The 14,217-nt window shown below is 70.0% G+C and carries 17 protein-coding genes and 2 tRNA genes; 11 read left to right on the top strand and 8 right to left on the bottom strand.

The window, feature by feature from the left end; translation table 11 throughout:
* The first annotated feature begins 41 nt into the window (after positions 1–41).
* Positions 42–1,514 (top strand): heme-binding protein, encoded by a 1,473-nt coding sequence (locus ACQUS8_RS10260; protein WP_435100537.1) that lies wholly within the window; start codon positions 42–44, stop codon positions 1,512–1,514.
* 266 nt (positions 1,515–1,780) lie between these two features.
* Here the strand turns inward: ACQUS8_RS10260 and ACQUS8_RS10255 are convergent, their stop codons facing one another.
* Positions 1,781–2,830 (bottom strand): aldo/keto reductase, encoded by a 1,050-nt coding sequence (locus ACQUS8_RS10255; RefSeq protein ID WP_435100534.1) that lies wholly within the window; start codon positions 2,828–2,830, stop codon positions 1,781–1,783.
* Between the two features lie 119 nt (positions 2,831–2,949).
* Between ACQUS8_RS10255 and ACQUS8_RS10250 the strand changes: the two genes are divergently transcribed.
* Positions 2,950–3,210: a glutathione S-transferase N-terminal domain-containing protein gene (locus ACQUS8_RS10250; RefSeq protein ID WP_435100531.1), complete on the top strand. Its 261-nt coding sequence runs from the start codon at positions 2,950–2,952 to the stop codon at positions 3,208–3,210.
* Between the two features lie 65 nt (positions 3,211–3,275).
* Here ACQUS8_RS10250 and ACQUS8_RS10245 read toward each other — a convergent pair.
* Positions 3,276–3,346: transfer RNA gene (locus ACQUS8_RS10245), tRNA-Gly, on the bottom strand.
* A gap of 177 nt (positions 3,347–3,523) precedes the next feature.
* Here ACQUS8_RS10245 and ACQUS8_RS10240 point away from each other — a divergent pair.
* The 4 genes from ACQUS8_RS10240 (at position 3,524) to ACQUS8_RS10225 (ending at position 6,467) form a co-directional block, all read left to right on the top strand.
* Positions 3,524–4,333 carry an NAD+ synthase gene (locus ACQUS8_RS10240; RefSeq protein WP_435100528.1) on the top strand — a complete coding sequence of 270 codons (810 nt, stop codon included), beginning with the start codon at positions 3,524–3,526 and terminating at the stop codon, positions 4,331–4,333.
* 105 nt (positions 4,334–4,438) lie between these two features.
* Complete coding sequence (locus tag ACQUS8_RS10235; protein ID WP_435100525.1) at positions 4,439–5,110, top strand: DUF7114 family protein; 672 nt, start codon at positions 4,439–4,441, stop codon at positions 5,108–5,110.
* Between the two features lie 112 nt (positions 5,111–5,222).
* A tRNA-Thr gene (locus ACQUS8_RS10230) sits at positions 5,223–5,294 on the top strand.
* A gap of 303 nt (positions 5,295–5,597) precedes the next feature.
* Complete coding sequence (locus tag ACQUS8_RS10225; RefSeq protein WP_435100522.1) at positions 5,598–6,467, top strand: dihydrodipicolinate synthase family protein; 870 nt, start codon at positions 5,598–5,600, stop codon at positions 6,465–6,467.
* Here ACQUS8_RS10225 and ACQUS8_RS10220 read toward each other — a convergent pair whose 3' ends face one another.
* Positions 6,468–7,154, bottom strand: a complete 687-nt coding sequence (locus tag ACQUS8_RS10220) for a TOBE domain-containing protein (RefSeq protein ID WP_435100519.1) — start codon at positions 7,152–7,154, stop codon at positions 6,468–6,470. It abuts the gene before it with no gap.
* Positions 7,155–7,215: 61 nt separating this feature from the next.
* Here ACQUS8_RS10220 and ACQUS8_RS10215 point away from each other — a divergent pair, with 61 nt between their 5' ends.
* From ACQUS8_RS10215 to ACQUS8_RS10200, 4 genes are all read left to right on the top strand, one after another.
* Entirely contained in the window at positions 7,216–8,235 is a 1,020-nt protein-coding gene (locus ACQUS8_RS10215) for an extracellular solute-binding protein (protein ID WP_435100516.1), read from the top strand.
* A 3-nt stretch (positions 8,236–8,238) separates the two neighbouring features.
* Complete coding sequence (locus ACQUS8_RS10210; protein ID WP_435100513.1) at positions 8,239–9,183, top strand: ABC transporter permease; 945 nt, start codon at positions 8,239–8,241, stop codon at positions 9,181–9,183.
* The gene (locus ACQUS8_RS10205; protein WP_435100510.1) at positions 9,184–10,125 is read left to right on the top strand and encodes an ABC transporter ATP-binding protein; all 942 of its coding nucleotides are present in this window, start codon (positions 9,184–9,186) and stop codon (positions 10,123–10,125) included.
* Between the two features lie 138 nt (positions 10,126–10,263).
* Positions 10,264–10,752 carry a DUF7384 family protein gene (locus ACQUS8_RS10200; RefSeq protein ID WP_435100507.1) on the top strand — a complete coding sequence of 163 codons (489 nt, stop codon included), beginning with the start codon at positions 10,264–10,266 and terminating at the stop codon, positions 10,750–10,752.
* A gap of 30 nt (positions 10,753–10,782) precedes the next feature.
* Here the strand turns inward: ACQUS8_RS10200 and ACQUS8_RS10195 are convergent, their stop codons facing one another.
* The 5 genes from ACQUS8_RS10195 to ACQUS8_RS10175 are packed head-to-tail and all read right to left on the bottom strand — an operon-like array spanning position 10,783 to position 13,761.
* Entirely contained in the window at positions 10,783–11,331 is a 549-nt protein-coding gene (locus tag ACQUS8_RS10195; RefSeq protein ID WP_435100504.1) for an XTP/dITP diphosphatase, read from the bottom strand.
* Between the two features lie 42 nt (positions 11,332–11,373).
* A complete protein-coding gene (locus ACQUS8_RS10190) occupies positions 11,374–11,646 on the bottom strand; it encodes a DUF5808 domain-containing protein (protein ID WP_435100501.1) in 273 nt (90 codons plus the stop codon).
* A gap of 43 nt (positions 11,647–11,689) precedes the next feature.
* On the bottom strand, positions 11,690–13,285 hold the full coding sequence (locus ACQUS8_RS10185) for a bifunctional N(6)-L-threonylcarbamoyladenine synthase/serine/threonine protein kinase (RefSeq protein ID WP_435100498.1): 1,596 nt from the start codon (positions 13,283–13,285) through the stop codon (positions 11,690–11,692).
* 21 nt (positions 13,286–13,306) lie between these two features.
* On the bottom strand, positions 13,307–13,441 hold the full coding sequence (locus ACQUS8_RS10180; RefSeq protein WP_435100495.1) for a 30S ribosomal protein S27ae: 135 nt from the start codon (positions 13,439–13,441) through the stop codon (positions 13,307–13,309).
* Positions 13,441–13,761 (bottom strand): 30S ribosomal protein S24e, encoded by a 321-nt coding sequence (locus ACQUS8_RS10175; protein WP_435100492.1) that lies wholly within the window; start codon positions 13,759–13,761, stop codon positions 13,441–13,443. The genes ACQUS8_RS10180 and ACQUS8_RS10175 overlap by 1 nt, the downstream gene beginning before the upstream one ends.
* Before the next feature lie 278 nt (positions 13,762–14,039).
* On the opposite strand from ACQUS8_RS10175, the gene ACQUS8_RS10170 reads away from it, so the two are divergent.
* Positions 14,040–14,207 carry a hypothetical protein gene (locus ACQUS8_RS10170; protein ID WP_435100489.1) on the top strand — a complete coding sequence of 56 codons (168 nt, stop codon included), beginning with the start codon at positions 14,040–14,042 and terminating at the stop codon, positions 14,205–14,207.
* Positions 14,208–14,217 lie beyond the last annotated feature (10 nt).

The following is a 14,217-nucleotide window of genomic DNA, read 5'->3' as shown; positions in this document are numbered from 1 at the left end:
GACTGGAAAAACCCTTGAAGGGACCGTGCCAACCGTCATGTATGGTTGAGGCCCCCGAGACGGCGGAGGGCTGGTACGCCCTGCATGACTTCCGAACCATCGACTGGGACGCGTGGCGCGACGCCCCCGAGCGCGAGCGGCGGCGCGCCCTCGATGAGGCCGAGTCGTTCCTCGCCGACCGCGAGGCGCTCACCGGGAGCGAGGAGGGCGATTCGGCGACGTTCAGCGTGCTCGGCCACGACGCCGACCTGCTGTTCGTCCACTTCCGCCCGTCGCTTGACGAGTTGGACCGCATCGAACGCGCCTTCGAGGGGACGGCGTTCGCCGAGTACACCGAGCGGACCTACTCCTACGTCTCCGTCACCGAGGTCTCGGGCTACGTCAGCGACGAGTACTTCGAGGACCCGGAGAGCGTTGACGAGGGCCTCCGTCGCTACATCGAGGGGAAGCTCACGCCCGAGATTCCCGAGGACACCTACGTCTCCTTCTACCCGATGAGCAAGCGCCGGGACCCCGAGTACAACTGGTACGACCTCTCCTTCGAGGAGCGCGCCGATCTGATGGCGGGCCACGGCGATGTCGGCCGCGAGTACGCCGGCAAAATCACGCAGGTCATCGCCTCCAGCGTCGGCCTCGACGACTGGGAGTGGGGCGTGACGCTCTTCGGCGACGACCCGACGGACATCAAGGACATCGTCTACGAGATGCGTTTCGACCCGGCGTCCTCGAAGTACGGCGAGTTCGGCGACTTCTACGTCGGCCGGCGCTTCCCGCCCGCCGACCTCCCGGCGTTCATGGCCGGCGAGACGGTGCCGACGCCCGAGGGCGAGGGCGGCCATCACGGCGAGTCCGGACACGGCCACGGCGAGGGCGGTCACGGCCACCATCACGGCGGCGACGCCGAGTCCGAGGGCGAGGAGAGCGAGGCGTCGCTCCGCGAGGAGCTCGCGGACCTCGACGTCTACGCCGGCCAGCCACACGGCGAGGACGTCTACGCCGTCGGCCTCTACTCCGAGGCGGACGTCGATGAGCTCGAGGCGGAAGTCGATGACCTCGCCGAGAGCTTCGACCACTACGACACCCACGAGGGGACGGACGTCTACGCACCCGTCGACGGCGAGGGTCCGGCCGCCGTCGTCTCCCTCTGGGAGACCCAGAGCGCCGCGGACACGGCCGCCGGCTTCCTCACCGACCTCCCCGGCGTCACGAATCGCGTCGGTGAGGCCGAGGACGGCTGGGGGACGATGGGGATGTTCTACACCGTCAAGCCCGAGCACCGCGAGGACTTCGTCGAGAAGTTCGACGTCGTCGGCGACGCGCTCGCCGACCAGGAGGGCCACCGCGAGACCCGCCTCCTCGCGGAGACGGACGACGAGAACGCCTTCTTCATCGACTCGCGCTGGGCGTCCAAGGAGGACGCGATGGCGTTCTTCCGCAGCGACGCCTTCCGCGACACCGTCAAGTGGGGTCGCGATGTCCTCGCGGACCGCCCGCGCCACGTCTTCCTCGCGTAACCCCCGGACGGCCTCCCGGTCGTCGTTCTTTCACGCCGTCGAGCGACGCCGCTCCCGTCGACTCCCCCTGGGTGCTACTGACTAGCACGCTACTGTGTCGGGTGTGCGTCGCCACGCGGTCACGCGATTCCTCTCCGTCCCTCAGTAAAAAGCTACGAAACAGGACGACCCCCTGGCTTCGCGTGGAAACCGCAATACTGCGTGGGGTCGGCCCGACCGACGACCACTTTCACTCCGCACTCCGCGACGGAAAAAGGCGGCCGCGCTCAGTCAGCGAGCAGGCCGGCCTCGCGCAGGTCCTCGCCGTCGACGCTCGTCCGGTAGTCCTCGTGGGCCATCCCGTCGAAGCGCTCGACGCCGAAGTTCTCCGCGTAGAGCTCCGCGACGCGCTCCTGCTCCTCCTCGGAGAGGCGCGGCGTCTCGGGGGCCGCGCTCCACTCGTCGATGTCCGCCTTCGAGCGGAACGTCGGCGTGACCGATGCGACCTCCTCGCTGGCGAGGAGCCACTGGATGGCAGCCTGCCCCAGCGTGCGCTCGCCGTCGCGCTCGAGGAAGCGCAGCGTCTCGATCTTCTCCCAGCCCGTCTCGTACCACTCGTCCGGCCGGAAGCCCCGGTGGTCGCCCGACTCCAGCTCGGTGTCCGAAGTCACCTGCTCGTTCAGCAGGCCCGAGGAGTGCGGGACGCGCGGGATGAGACTCGTGTCGGCGCCCTGCTCGCGGACGTACTCCACGAAGTGCCGGTGGACGTCCTGCTCGAGGAGGTTCCCGACGTACTGGACGCCGTCGAACTCCTGGTCGATGGCGAACTCGCCCTCCGCGAGCCAGCCGATGGACGGGCCGAGCGCGAGGCCGATAGCGCCGACTGCGCCCTCCTCGCGGAGTTCGTCCAGCAGTTCGAGGACGTCCGGCGTGATCTCCTCGACGTTCGCGTTGTGGAGCTGGAGGTAGTCCACGTAGTCCGTGTCGAGCCGGTCCAGGCTCCTCTCGACGGCGTCACGGAGGTAGTCCGCGTCCATCTCCTTCGGGAGTTCGCCGTGGCCCGCCTGCGGGTTGTTGTAGAAGTCGTAGCCGACCTTCGTCGCGACGACGATGTCGTCGTGCTCCGCGAGCACCTCGCCGACGAGCTCCTCCGAGCGGCCGTGGCCGTAGACGTCGCCCGTGTCGAAGTACGTGATGCCCTGCTCGAGCGCGTACTCCATCATCTCGATGGCGTCGTCCTCGTCGCGGTCCCCCCACCAGTCGGTGCCGACGGTCCACGCGCCGAACCCGACTTCGCTAACCTCGACGCCAGACTCCCCGAGTTCGCGATAACGCATACGTGACCGTTGGGGCGAGCGACACTTAGCGGGTACGGTTCCGCCGTCACGCGCCGCGACGCCGTCGTCGCCCCCGGCTCGACACCACACTTTTGCCCGTGGTCTCCGTTCACACACCCGTGCTCGAACTCTACCAGGCCGAAGGCTGCCCGCACTGCGAGAAGGTCCGGCAGAAACTCAGCGACCTCGGCGTCTCCTACGTCGCGCACAACCCCCGTCAGCCCGGCGGGATGGGTGGCGACGTCCGCAACGAGGTCACCTACCAGGAACTCACCGCCGGCGGCGAGGACCAGATTCCCTTCCTCGTCGACACCGACCGGGAAGTCACCATGTACGAGAGTGACGACATCGTCGAGTACCTCGAAGAACACTACGCGTAACGTTCGGCGACGCGCGAACGGCTCCACGGAGAGCCGTCGCTTCTCACTATCGTTCGCAGAGAAAGTGCACCGGCCGGGAATTGAACCCGGGCTATGAGCTTGGGAAGCTCATGTCCTACCACTAGACCACCGGTGCACACGTCGTGTGCCCCGTGCATCGCGGACTGCCGTTCCGCTCAACACCGGTGTGCTCGCTTCGCGTCTTTCGCTAATCCGCTCTCCCACTTGAACGTAGCGCTTCCGGAGTGGACGGCCGTTCACCTTCTCGGGGGTGGCGAGTGGGTTTTAGTCGCCAGCGGGCGAAACGCCGACGATGACGGATATCGAACCTCTAGACCTGCGCTTTTCGGCCGACGAGCTCGCCGAACAGCGCGCGCACATCGAGTCGTTCATCGAGGAGCGCCTCGACGCGGCGGGCGTCGAACGCGCCGTCCTCGGCCTCTCCGGCGGCGTCGACTCGACGACGACGGCCTACCTCGCCGTCGAAGCCCTCGGAAAGGAGAACGTCCACGGCCTCGTGATGCCGGGTGAGGTGAGCGACGCGGACAACATGACTGACGCCGAGCGCGTCGCCGAGGAGTTGGGCATCGAGTACGACGTCCTCGAAATCAACCCTATCGTGGACGAGTTCCTGAACGCCGTCCCGGAGGCGGAGGGTGACCGGCTCGCCGTCGGGAACGCCCGCGCGCGGACGCGAGCGGTTCTGAACTACCTCGTCGCGAACCACGAAGGCGGGCTCGTCCTCGGGACGGGCAACCGCACGGAGGCCGCCATCGGCTACTTCACGAAGTACGGCGACGGCGCGGTCGACTGCCACCCCATCGGCAACCTCTACAAGCAGCAGGTCCGCCAGCTCGCCGCGGACCTCGGCGCCGCACAGGAACTCGTGGAGAAGACACCGACCGCCGGCCTCTGGGCGGGCCAGACCGACGAAGAGGAAATCGGCATGGACTACGACACGCTCGACGCCGTCGTCGCGCTCACCATCGACGGCGAGGTCCCGCCCGAGGCGACCGCCGATATCGCGGACACCACCGTCGAGAACGTCCAGCACGTCCGCGACCTCCACGCGAAGAGCGAACACAAGCGCCACGTCCCGCCCGCACCCGAGCAACTGTTCTGAGGCCGTCGCCGCGGCGCCGGCGGGATCGGCGTCGGACGGCCGGTTCGCGTCCGCGTGTCGGCGCTTTCCAAAGGTCTTTGCCGCTCGCCGGGCTACGTTCGGCCAATGGAAGAGGCCGACCGGGCCCGTGCCGCCGCGCGTGAGGCGGTTCGGGACGTCGAACCCGCAGACCTCCGCGCCGCCATCGACGAGCGGCTCGCCGAGGGGTCCGCCGTTCCGGGAGCGCTCGTCCTCCTGAGTTCGCGCGCGGTCCCCGGACAGGCCGACGAGGACGGCCTCGACCGGCGTGCGGCCGGCGTCCAACTCGTCTACGAGGGTCTCGCGCTCACGCGCGACCTCGTCGAGGAGGAGCCGTGGCTGGCGAACGAGGCGTCCGATCTGCCGGCGGACCTCGACGTCCTCGCGGCGGACGTCCTCGTCGCGCGCGGCTTTCGGTTGCTCGCACGCACCGACGCCGCGGATGCCGCCGTCCACACCGTCCGCGAGTTCGGCCGCGAGCGCACCGACACGCAGGAGCACGTCGAGTCCACCTCGCGCACCCTCGAGGCGTCCGTCTTCGATCTCGCGGCCGTCGCGGGCGCGACGGCGGCCGGCGGTGACGCGCCGCTCTCGCTGCGCCAGTACGCGGTCGGCCTCGCGGACTCGTGGGGCGCCCCGCCGCTCGGCGGCCCGGAGGACGTCCTCCCGGAGCCCATCGAGGACGTCCTCACGCGCGTCGCGGGCGGCCCGGCCGCCGACGGCGACGACGCGGCCCGTCCCTCCGCGACCGACCCCTGAGAGTGCCACCCGACCGGGGCGAGATTCGCCGATGAAACGGCGGCGCTCCCGGCCGACTGACGCCCGCGAATCGAAACCCCTAAAGTCGGAACCGGACTACGAAAGAGTGCCTGCCTGGGTAGCTTAGCGGTAAAGCGCGTCCTTGGTAAGGACGAGACCCCGGGTTCAAATCCCGGCCTAGGCTCTTCTCGCTGTCTCACGCCGACGAGCGTTCGCTCTCGTTCTCGCGTCGCTCTCCCGGATAGCCAGTAGTCCCGTCCATCGCCGTCGCTGGCCGTTCACGTAGCGGTGTCGCACGCACGAGAGTGGGTGGCGACGCTGGCCGACTCGGGAAAGGGGTGAGAACGGGAGAGGGGAATAGAGCGCGTTAGACGGATGGGAACGTACGGAACGCGCTCGGTTGCCCGGAGGGTCCCGATACACGTAAAACTTCGTCAGACGGCATTCGGGGGGAAGGACTACGGCGGGCGCGCCCCACCTCGCGAGCATGCACGGAACCGGTGTGCCGCTGGCGACGCCGTTCGACGACGCGGGCGACGTCGATCACGACGCCCTGCGCGAACTCACCGCGTGGACGGCGGAGCGCGGCGTCGACTTCGTGGTGCCCTGCGGGTCGAACAGCGAGTCCGAACTCCTGACAGTCGAGGAGCGCGCGGCAGTCATCGAGACCGTCGTCGAGGCGGCGCCCGCGGACACCCCCGTGATGGCGGGGACGGGCCATCCGGGGCTCGTGGAGACGCGCGAGCAGACACGTCGCGCGGCGGAGGCGGGCGCGGACGCGGCGCTCGTCGTCTCGCCCTACTACTACAAGCACGCGGAGGCGTCCATCGGGACGTACTATCGGGAGGTGGCCGACGCCGCGCGGCTCCCGGTCTACCTCTATAACGTCCCGAAGTACACGGGCGTCACGCTCTCGCCGCGCCTCGTCGGCGAACTCGCTTCCCACCCGAACGTCGCGGGGATGAAGGACTCGGGGAGTGACCTGGAGGGGCTCATGCAGTTCCGCGAGGCCACCTCCGAGGAGTTCGAGTTGTTCGCGGGGAGTGGGGGGACGTACGCGCACGCCCTGGAGGCGGGCGCGGACGGCGGCATCCTCGCGCTGGCGAACGTCCTCCCGGAGCGCACGGCCGAAATCTACCGGCTCCACGAGGGGGGGAAGGACCGCGAGGCCCGGCAGGTGAACCGTCGGTGCGTGCGGCTGAACCGCGCGGTGACGAGCGAGCACGGCGTGCCGGGGCTGAAGGCGGCGATGCGGGTGCGCGACCTGCCCGCCGGTCGGGCACGCAGCCCGCACCAGCCGGTCGGCGACGACGTCGCGTCGAAACTCGACGGCCTCGTCGCCGAGGCGTTGCCGTAGCTAGTCCTGGACGGGCGTGGCGCGCGTCGCGGTGGCCTTGAAGGAGGCGACGACGGCACATCCAACGGAAATATCGAGGCGCTCGACGCTCTCGGCCGTGAGCAGCGCGTCCAGCGGCGCGTCCGCGCCGACATCAACGCGCACGCGGGTGACGGCGTCGCCGGACTCGACGTCCGTGACGGTGCCCTCGAAGCGGTTGCGCGCGCTCGTGGCGTCGCTCGGCGGCACGTCGTCGGGCGCGTGGAGGGTGACGGCGTCCGCGCGCACCGACACTTCGACGTCGTCGGTGTCCGGCGGGACGAGCGCGCGGACGGGGCCGGCGGCGGTTTCAACGGTGCCGAGTTCGCCGGTGCGCTCGACGACGGTGCCGGCGAGGACGGCGACGGTGGTTTCGGCGATGGCGGCGTAGCCCGCGCGGAGGCGCTCGAAGCGCGCGAGGAGCGCGCGGGCGTCCTCGGTGAGCGTGGTGCCACCACCGGAGGCCCCGCCCCGCGTCCGTTCGACGAGCGGGCCGAAGGCGTCCTCTAACTCGTCGAGGCGGCCGTGGGCGCGCGAGTAGGAGCGCCCGAGGCGCTCGGCGGCGGCGTTCAGCGACCCCGCGGTGTCGATGGCGCGGAGCAGGGCGGCGTCGCGCGCGCCGAACGCGACGTCGTCGGCGTACAGGCGGGCGTCGAAACCGGCGTCCATGCCCTCCCTTCCCGCCGGCCCAGCAAAACGGTTATGTCGCCCCGCCCGAACCGTTGTATCTATGAGGGAACAACGGTCGCGGCGCGCGTTCCTCGCGACGGCTGGCGCGGCGGGTGTCGGGTTGCTCGCCGGCTGTGGCGGGGCGAGCGGGGGCGAGCGGACGTCGACGCGCCGCGGCGACTCACTCACCGTCTTCCACGCGGGCAGCCTCACCGCGGCGTTCGACGACCTCGAGTCGGCGTACACGGAGACGCGCGACGTCGCCGTCGCACAGGAGTCAGCGGGGTCGGTGCGGTCGACGAAGAAAATCACGCAGCCACCACACCGCGCTGCCGACGCCCTCGCCGTTGCGGACTATCGGCTCCTGCGGGACGGGCTCCTCCCTGACTACGGCGACTGGTACGCGCTCTTCGCGACGAACGCGATGACCGTCGCCTACACCTCGGACTCGAAATACGCCGACGAGTTCGGCCCCGAGACGTGGTGGGACGTCCTCGCGCGCGACGACGTCACGGTCGGGCACTCCGACCCCGCCGTCGACCCGAACGGCTATCGCGCGCTGATGGCGATGCACCTCGGCGCGACTGCCTTCGAGGGCGAGCGCCTCTACGACGACGCGACGGCCGAGGCGCTGGCGGCGAACGCCACCGTCTCGGCGAGCGACGAGGTCGACCTCCTCGGCCAACTCCGTTCGGGGAAACTCGACTACGCGTGGTCCTACCGGTCGTTCGGCGCGAGCCACGACGTCGAAACCGTCGACCTCCAACCCGAAGTCGACCTCTCGACGGCCACGGAGGCCTACGCCGAGCACTACGCCTCGGTGTCCGTCGAGGCCGGCGATGCCACCTACACGGGTGCGCCCATCGCGTACGGCATTACCGTCCCGAGCACCGCCGAACACCCCGAACGCGGCGCGGACTGGATTGCGTTCGTACTCGGCGACGGCGCCGACCACCTCCGCGCGAACGGCTTCGACGTCCTCGACACCGCCGTCGTCCCGAACGCACACGCCGATGCCGTCCCTGACTCCGTGTTGGAACGAGCGGAGGCACGCGAAACGCTCGGGCCGCTCGCCCTCTAAGCCGTGCGGACCCCAGACCTCGACGCCCGGACGCTCGTCCTCGGCGTCGCCGGCGTCCACGTCACGGTGTTCGCGCTCGCTGGGTCGCTCGGCCACCCGACCCTCTACGTCGTCTTCGCCGTCGCCAGCGCCGGCTTTTTGGGACTGCTCGCCGGTCGTGGCGCGTTCGGTGTCGCCGCCGCGCTCTGTGGGGGGACGCTCCTCGTCGCGCTCGCCTACCCGCTCGCGACGCTCGTGACGTTCACGACGCCGACCGCGGTACTGGATGCCCTCGCCCGCCCGGACGTCCGCCGAACGCTCTACGTCTCCGTCTACGGCCCCCTGCTCGCCACGCTGCTCGCTGGCGTGCTCGGTGTTCCGCTCGCTCTCCTCCTCCGCCGGGGGTTCGCCGGGCAGGCCGCGATCGAGGCGCTCGTCGACCTGCCGCTCGTCGTCCCGCACAGCGTCGCCGGCCTCGCTGTCCTCCTCGCGTTCGGCCAGAACGGCGCGTTCCCCACGCTCCCCGTCCTCGGGGCGACGCCCGGCCTCGTCCTCGCGCTCGCGTTCGTCGGCGCGCCCTACCTCGTGAACGGCGCGCGCGAGGGCTTCGAGGCCGTCGACCGGGACGCCGAGCGCGCCGCGCGCTCGCTCGGCGCCTCGCGCTTCGAGACGTTCCGCCGCGTCACCGGCCCGCTCGCGGTTCGCGGCGTGCTCTCCGGGGCCGTCCTCTGCTGGGGGCGCGCCGTCTCCGAGTACGGCGCCGTCGCCGTCGTCGCCTACAACGTCGCCGTCTTCTACCCGCCCGCCGGCGAGCGCGTGCAGGCGATGTTCGGCTCCGTCTTCGTCGTCCACGAGCTCGACGTGAACTTCCAGTCCGCTGTCGCCGTCGCCGTCCTGCTCCTAGTGGTGTGCGTCGCCGTCTTCCTCGCCGTCCGCGCGCTCACCCGCGAGACCGGGAGGTGGACCTAGATGCTCCACCTCGACGTTCAGACGACCGTCGGCGCGGACGCCTTCGACGTCGCCGCCGACCTTACCGTTCGGGACGGCGAGACGCTCTGTCTCCTCGGCCCCTCCGGGAGCGGGAAGACCCTCCTCCTCGAGGTCATCGCGGGCTTCCGAGACTACGACGGCACCGTCGAACTCGACGGCCGCGCGCTCGACAATCGCCCGCCCGACGAACGGGACCTCGGCGTCGTCTTCCAGCAGTACGCGCTCTTCCCCCACCTCACCGTCCGCGAGAACGTCGCCTTCGGCACGAACTATCACGACGACGTTCGGGACCCGGACGCACTCCTCGAGCGACTCGGCATCGCGGACCTCGCCGACAGGGCACCCGAAACGCTCTCCGGCGGCGAGAAACAGCGCGTCGCCCTCGCGCGCGCCCTCGCCGTCCGCCCCGACGCCTTCCTCCTCGACGAACCGCTCTCCGCGCTCGACGTGCCGACCCGCGAGCGCCTGCGTGCGGACCTCGTGGACCTGCTCGCCGACGAGACCGCCGTCTACGTCACCCACGACCGCACCACCGCGCGCGCCGTCGCCGACCGCGTCGCCGTCCTCCGTGACGGGCGTATCGAGCACGTCGGCCCCGTGCGCGAGGTGTTCGAACGCCCCGCGAGTCGCTTCGTCGCGGAGTTCACCGGCGCGAACTGCGTCCGGAGCGACGCCCTGCCCGACACCCTCGACGCACCCGAGGGCCTGCTCGCCGTCCGCCCCGAACACGTCACCGTCGGGACCGAGGCCGGCGATGGCGGTGGCGTGCCTGCGACCGTCGAGCGCGTCGTCCGCGAAGACGCCGCCGTCCGTGTCACGCTCGCCGTCGGCGACGCGACCCTCGTCGCCTACACCGCCGAACGGCCGTCCGCCGACCCCACCGTCGCCGTCCCCCGCGAACGCTGGCACCGCCTCACGTGAGCTATGCCTTTATCCGATCGACGGCCCTCGCCTCGCGCATGGAACGCGACCGCTGGGACGCCCTGTTCACGCGGGCGGCCGACTACGACGTGAGCCTCGAGGAGGTAGCGGCGGCGCTCGGCGAGCGCCGGGGTGACGATGACTGACGACGACTTCGCCGACGCCCCGGACGTCTCGCGCGTCGTCGCGGACGCCGACGTCCTCGCCGCCGACCTGCTCGTCGGTGGCGACGCCCGCGACGCCCTCGACGTCGTCCGCGCGCACTCGTGGGTGACGCTCGTCGCGAGCGACCCCCTCCTCGACGACGCCGAAGCCGTCATCGCGGACCTCGCAGACGCCGACCTCGCCGCCGACTGGCGCGAGAGAATCGAAGGCCTCGTCGAGCCCGTCGACCACCCCGACGGTGACCACCCCGCGCTCGCTTCCGCCGCCCACGGGAATGCCGCGCACGTCCTCACCTTCGACGACGCGCTCCGGAACGCGAAGACCAACGCCACCGTGAAGAAGTACGTCACGACGAGTTTCACGACGCCGAAGGGGTTCGCGCGCCTCTTCGACCCCGAGCGCCTCTACCCCGAGATTGTCGGCGGCGACTACCCCGGTCCGGACCGCGACCCGCGGGCCTGACGCCGACTCGCGCGTCGCCTCTCCGTCCGTCTACTCGCGCTTCGCCAGCCAGTCCGCGAGGTCGTCGAGCGCGCGCCCGCGGTGGGAGAGTTCGTTCTTCCGCTCCGTGCCCATCTCCGCGAACGTCTCGCCGCCATGCTCGAAGATGGGGTCGTAGCCGAACCCGCCCTCGCCGCGCGGCGCGACGATTTCGCCCGGAATCTCGCCGTCGAACGTCTCCACCGTCTCCGCGTCCGCGTACGCCACCGTACAGCGGAACGACGCCGAGCGGTCCTCGAGGCCCTCGGCGAGGTGCCAGACGCGCTCGACGCCGAGCGTGTCCTCAACGTAGGAGGAGTACGGCCCCGGGAACCCATCGAGCGCGTCGATGAAGAGGCCGGCGTCGTCCACGATGACGGGATCCACGCCGCCCGCCGCCTCGAACGCCTCGCGCGCGCCGCGGGCCGCGATGTCCGCGAGGCTGTCGCTCTGAATCTCCGCGTAGTCGTAGTCGAACTGCTCGACCTCAACGTACTCGGAGAGATACTCGGTCGCCTCCCGGACCTTCCCCGGGTTCGTCGTCACGAACTGCAGGCTCATGGGTGAGCCTGCGACGCCGCGCCTCAAAGAGAATGCGAAAACTCAGTCGTCGACGACGACTTCGACGGCCTCGTCCACCGCGGACTCCTCCTCGCTCTCGCCCTTCTGCTGCTGCCAGAGGAGGACGCCGGCGACCGCGAGGACGACCCACGAGCGCCAGTTCGCGAGGTTCAGCGTGTAGCCGACGCCGAACGGCTTCTCCACGAGCATCCCCTCGCCCGGCTGCCAGTAGGCGGACAGCATGTTCGAGAGCGACGGGCGCTCGAAGTTGTACGGCACACCGAACAGTTCCCCGGAGGAGGGTTTCTCCGACATACCTCGGGCTATGGAGGGCGGTGGGAAGAACCTTTCCGCTTTCTCACTGGTAGCGCCCCCGGCCCTCAATCTCGCGCAACTGCTCGATGACCGCCGGGTCGCCCGCCTCCCGGTACGCGGCCTCCGCGGCCTTGATCAGGGGGTCGGGGTCGTCCGCCGTCCCGCGAATAGCGCCCTCGAAGACGTGGAGGTCCATCGCGTAGTCCTCTGCGTCGTCCGTGTAGTAGCCGAGGCCGAAGTCGATGAGGTGGACGCGCTCCTCGCCGTTCGATCCATTTCGCACGACCCGGACGTTTCGCGTGGTGGGGTCGCCGTGGACGAAGCCCGCGTCGTGAATCGCCGCGAGGTGTTCCGTGACCGCCGCCACGCGCGCCTCGCTCAGCGCGTCCCGCAAATCCGCGTCGCCGACGCGCTCCAGTTCGAGCGTGCTCCCCGGGACGTCCACGTCGAAGACGACGGGCGTCGAGACGCCGTTGCGCCGCGCCTCCGAGAGCAAGCGCGCCTCGTGGGTCGTGCGTTCCCGGCGGAGGCGCGCGTCCAGCGCGTCGTGGCGGTACGCCTTCGGCCGGCGCGTCTTCGACACCGTCTCCGACCCGACGTCCACGACGGCCTCCGCGCCCCGGACGTCCGACGCCTCGCCCGCGCCCGCGAGCAGGACGTCCTCGTCGGCGTCGCGCCACGTCACGGGGACTTCGTCCGGCCGGAAGTCCGGGTCGACGTGGGAGTCCTCGACGGCGAGCGTGTCGCCCGCCCGGTACATCTTCGCGCCGAGCACCGCGATCATCCCCGCGTTGTCACGCAAAAAGCGTGGCTCGGGCGCGTAGAACACCGCGCCGCGCTGCTCGCACATCGACTCCAGCATCTCGCGGAGGCGGGCGTTCTGCCCGACGCCGCCACCCAAGACGAGTTCGTCCCGGCCGGTCAACGAGAGGGCTCGCTCCGCAACCTCCGTCAGCATCGCGAAGACGTTCTCCTGGAGGCCGCGGCAGACGTCCTCGACGGGCGTGCCGTCGTCGTACTCCTGCTTGGCGGCGCTCATGATGCCCGAGAAGGAGAAGTCCATCCCCTTCACGACGTAGGGCAACTCGACGTACTCGCCGTCCTTCGCGTGCTCCTCGACCTTCGGGCCGCCCGGATGCGACCAGCCGACGTGGCGCGTGAACTTGTCGAGGGCGTTCCCGACGCCCGTGTCCATCGTCTCGCCGAGCACGCGATAGCGGCCGTTATGGTAGCCGAGGACGTGCGCGTTCGCGCCCGAGGCGTTCAGACAGACCGGCGAGTCGAACCCCGAGCGGTGGCGCCCGATTTCGAGGTGCGCCACCATGTGATTCACGCCGACGAGCGGGACATCGAGTGACTGGGCGAGTGCGCGCGCCGCCGACCCGACGATGCGGAGACACGGCCCGATGCCCGGCCCGCGCGCGAACGCCACCGCGTCGATGGGGCCCTCGGCGTTCTCGAGGGTGGCCTCGATGACCTGCGGAATCGCCTCGCGCATGTGCTCGGCGGCCTCGCGCGGGTGAATGCCGCCGCTCTCGGGCTGATACGCCTCGGACTCGATACGGACCGAATCAGTTTCCGAGTCGAACACCGCGGCGCTCGCGCACCACGCCGTCCCCTCGATCCCGACGACGCGCATGAAAAGGAGGGAGTTACCCGATTAGTTCCACTCGGTGTAACCGCACTTCCCGCAGTGCTTGCGGTCGGAGTGGTCCGCGAGGAACGTGTCGCCACAGCGCGGGCACTGCTCCTTGGTCGCCTCGCCTTCCTCATTGTAGTAGTCCGAACGGGGCATTATTCCTCAGCCTCCGCCTCGGCGGCCTCGCCCTCGGCGTCCGCGCTGATCTTGTTCCGCTCGAGCATGTGGTCCTGCTCGACGTCGAGGGCAGCCTCAGGGGACTCGTAGACCTTCGCGTAGCCCACGGTCTTGCGCATCCCGAACTTCGTGTCGAGGTTGTGAATGACGACCTCGTCGCTGTCCTTGTCCAGCGTCGCCGCGAGCGAGTCGCGGACGGAGAGGCGCGACGGCGTCGCTTCCTCGTGCGTTATCTCGAACTGGACCTGCCGGCGGTGAAGGAGGGGATTGTCCTCCTCACTGAGGATTTCGATTTCCATGGTCAGTTGTCATTGACTAAGGCGTCGAACCGAGTAAAAGCATTACGAACGACCTTTTGCTGCGCTCGGTGCGCGGAGCGCGCCGAGCGCAGCAAAAGATCGACCAAAAGTCGTCGTCGCCCCCTATGGGGGCGCCTTGACCCGGGCGTGAAGCGCTCGGACAATCGCGCGACTACTGGGTCCTAACGGACCGCTCGTCGCGCGAACGCTCGGTCGCCCGACCGAACGCTTTTCTTGTCCTCCGCCATCTCCCCACCTATGCCCCCCACGGTAGTTCGATGAGCACGGCGTCGCTCCAGCGCCTCGGTCTCGCCGTAATCCTCGTCGGCGGCTTCCTGACGACGACCAGCACGGGAATCTTCGCCGCCGTCGGCTTCTACGGGATGCTCGCGGGCCTCGCTGTCGTCGCGCTCGCGTGGCTCTACGACTTCGAGCCACGCTCGTAGGAGACGTCGA

It is taken from the genome of Halarchaeum sp. P4, assembly GCF_051195175.1.
Classification (GTDB): domain Archaea; phylum Halobacteriota; class Halobacteria; order Halobacteriales; family Halobacteriaceae; genus Halarchaeum.
This window is presented reverse-complemented; position numbering and strand designations above follow the sequence as displayed.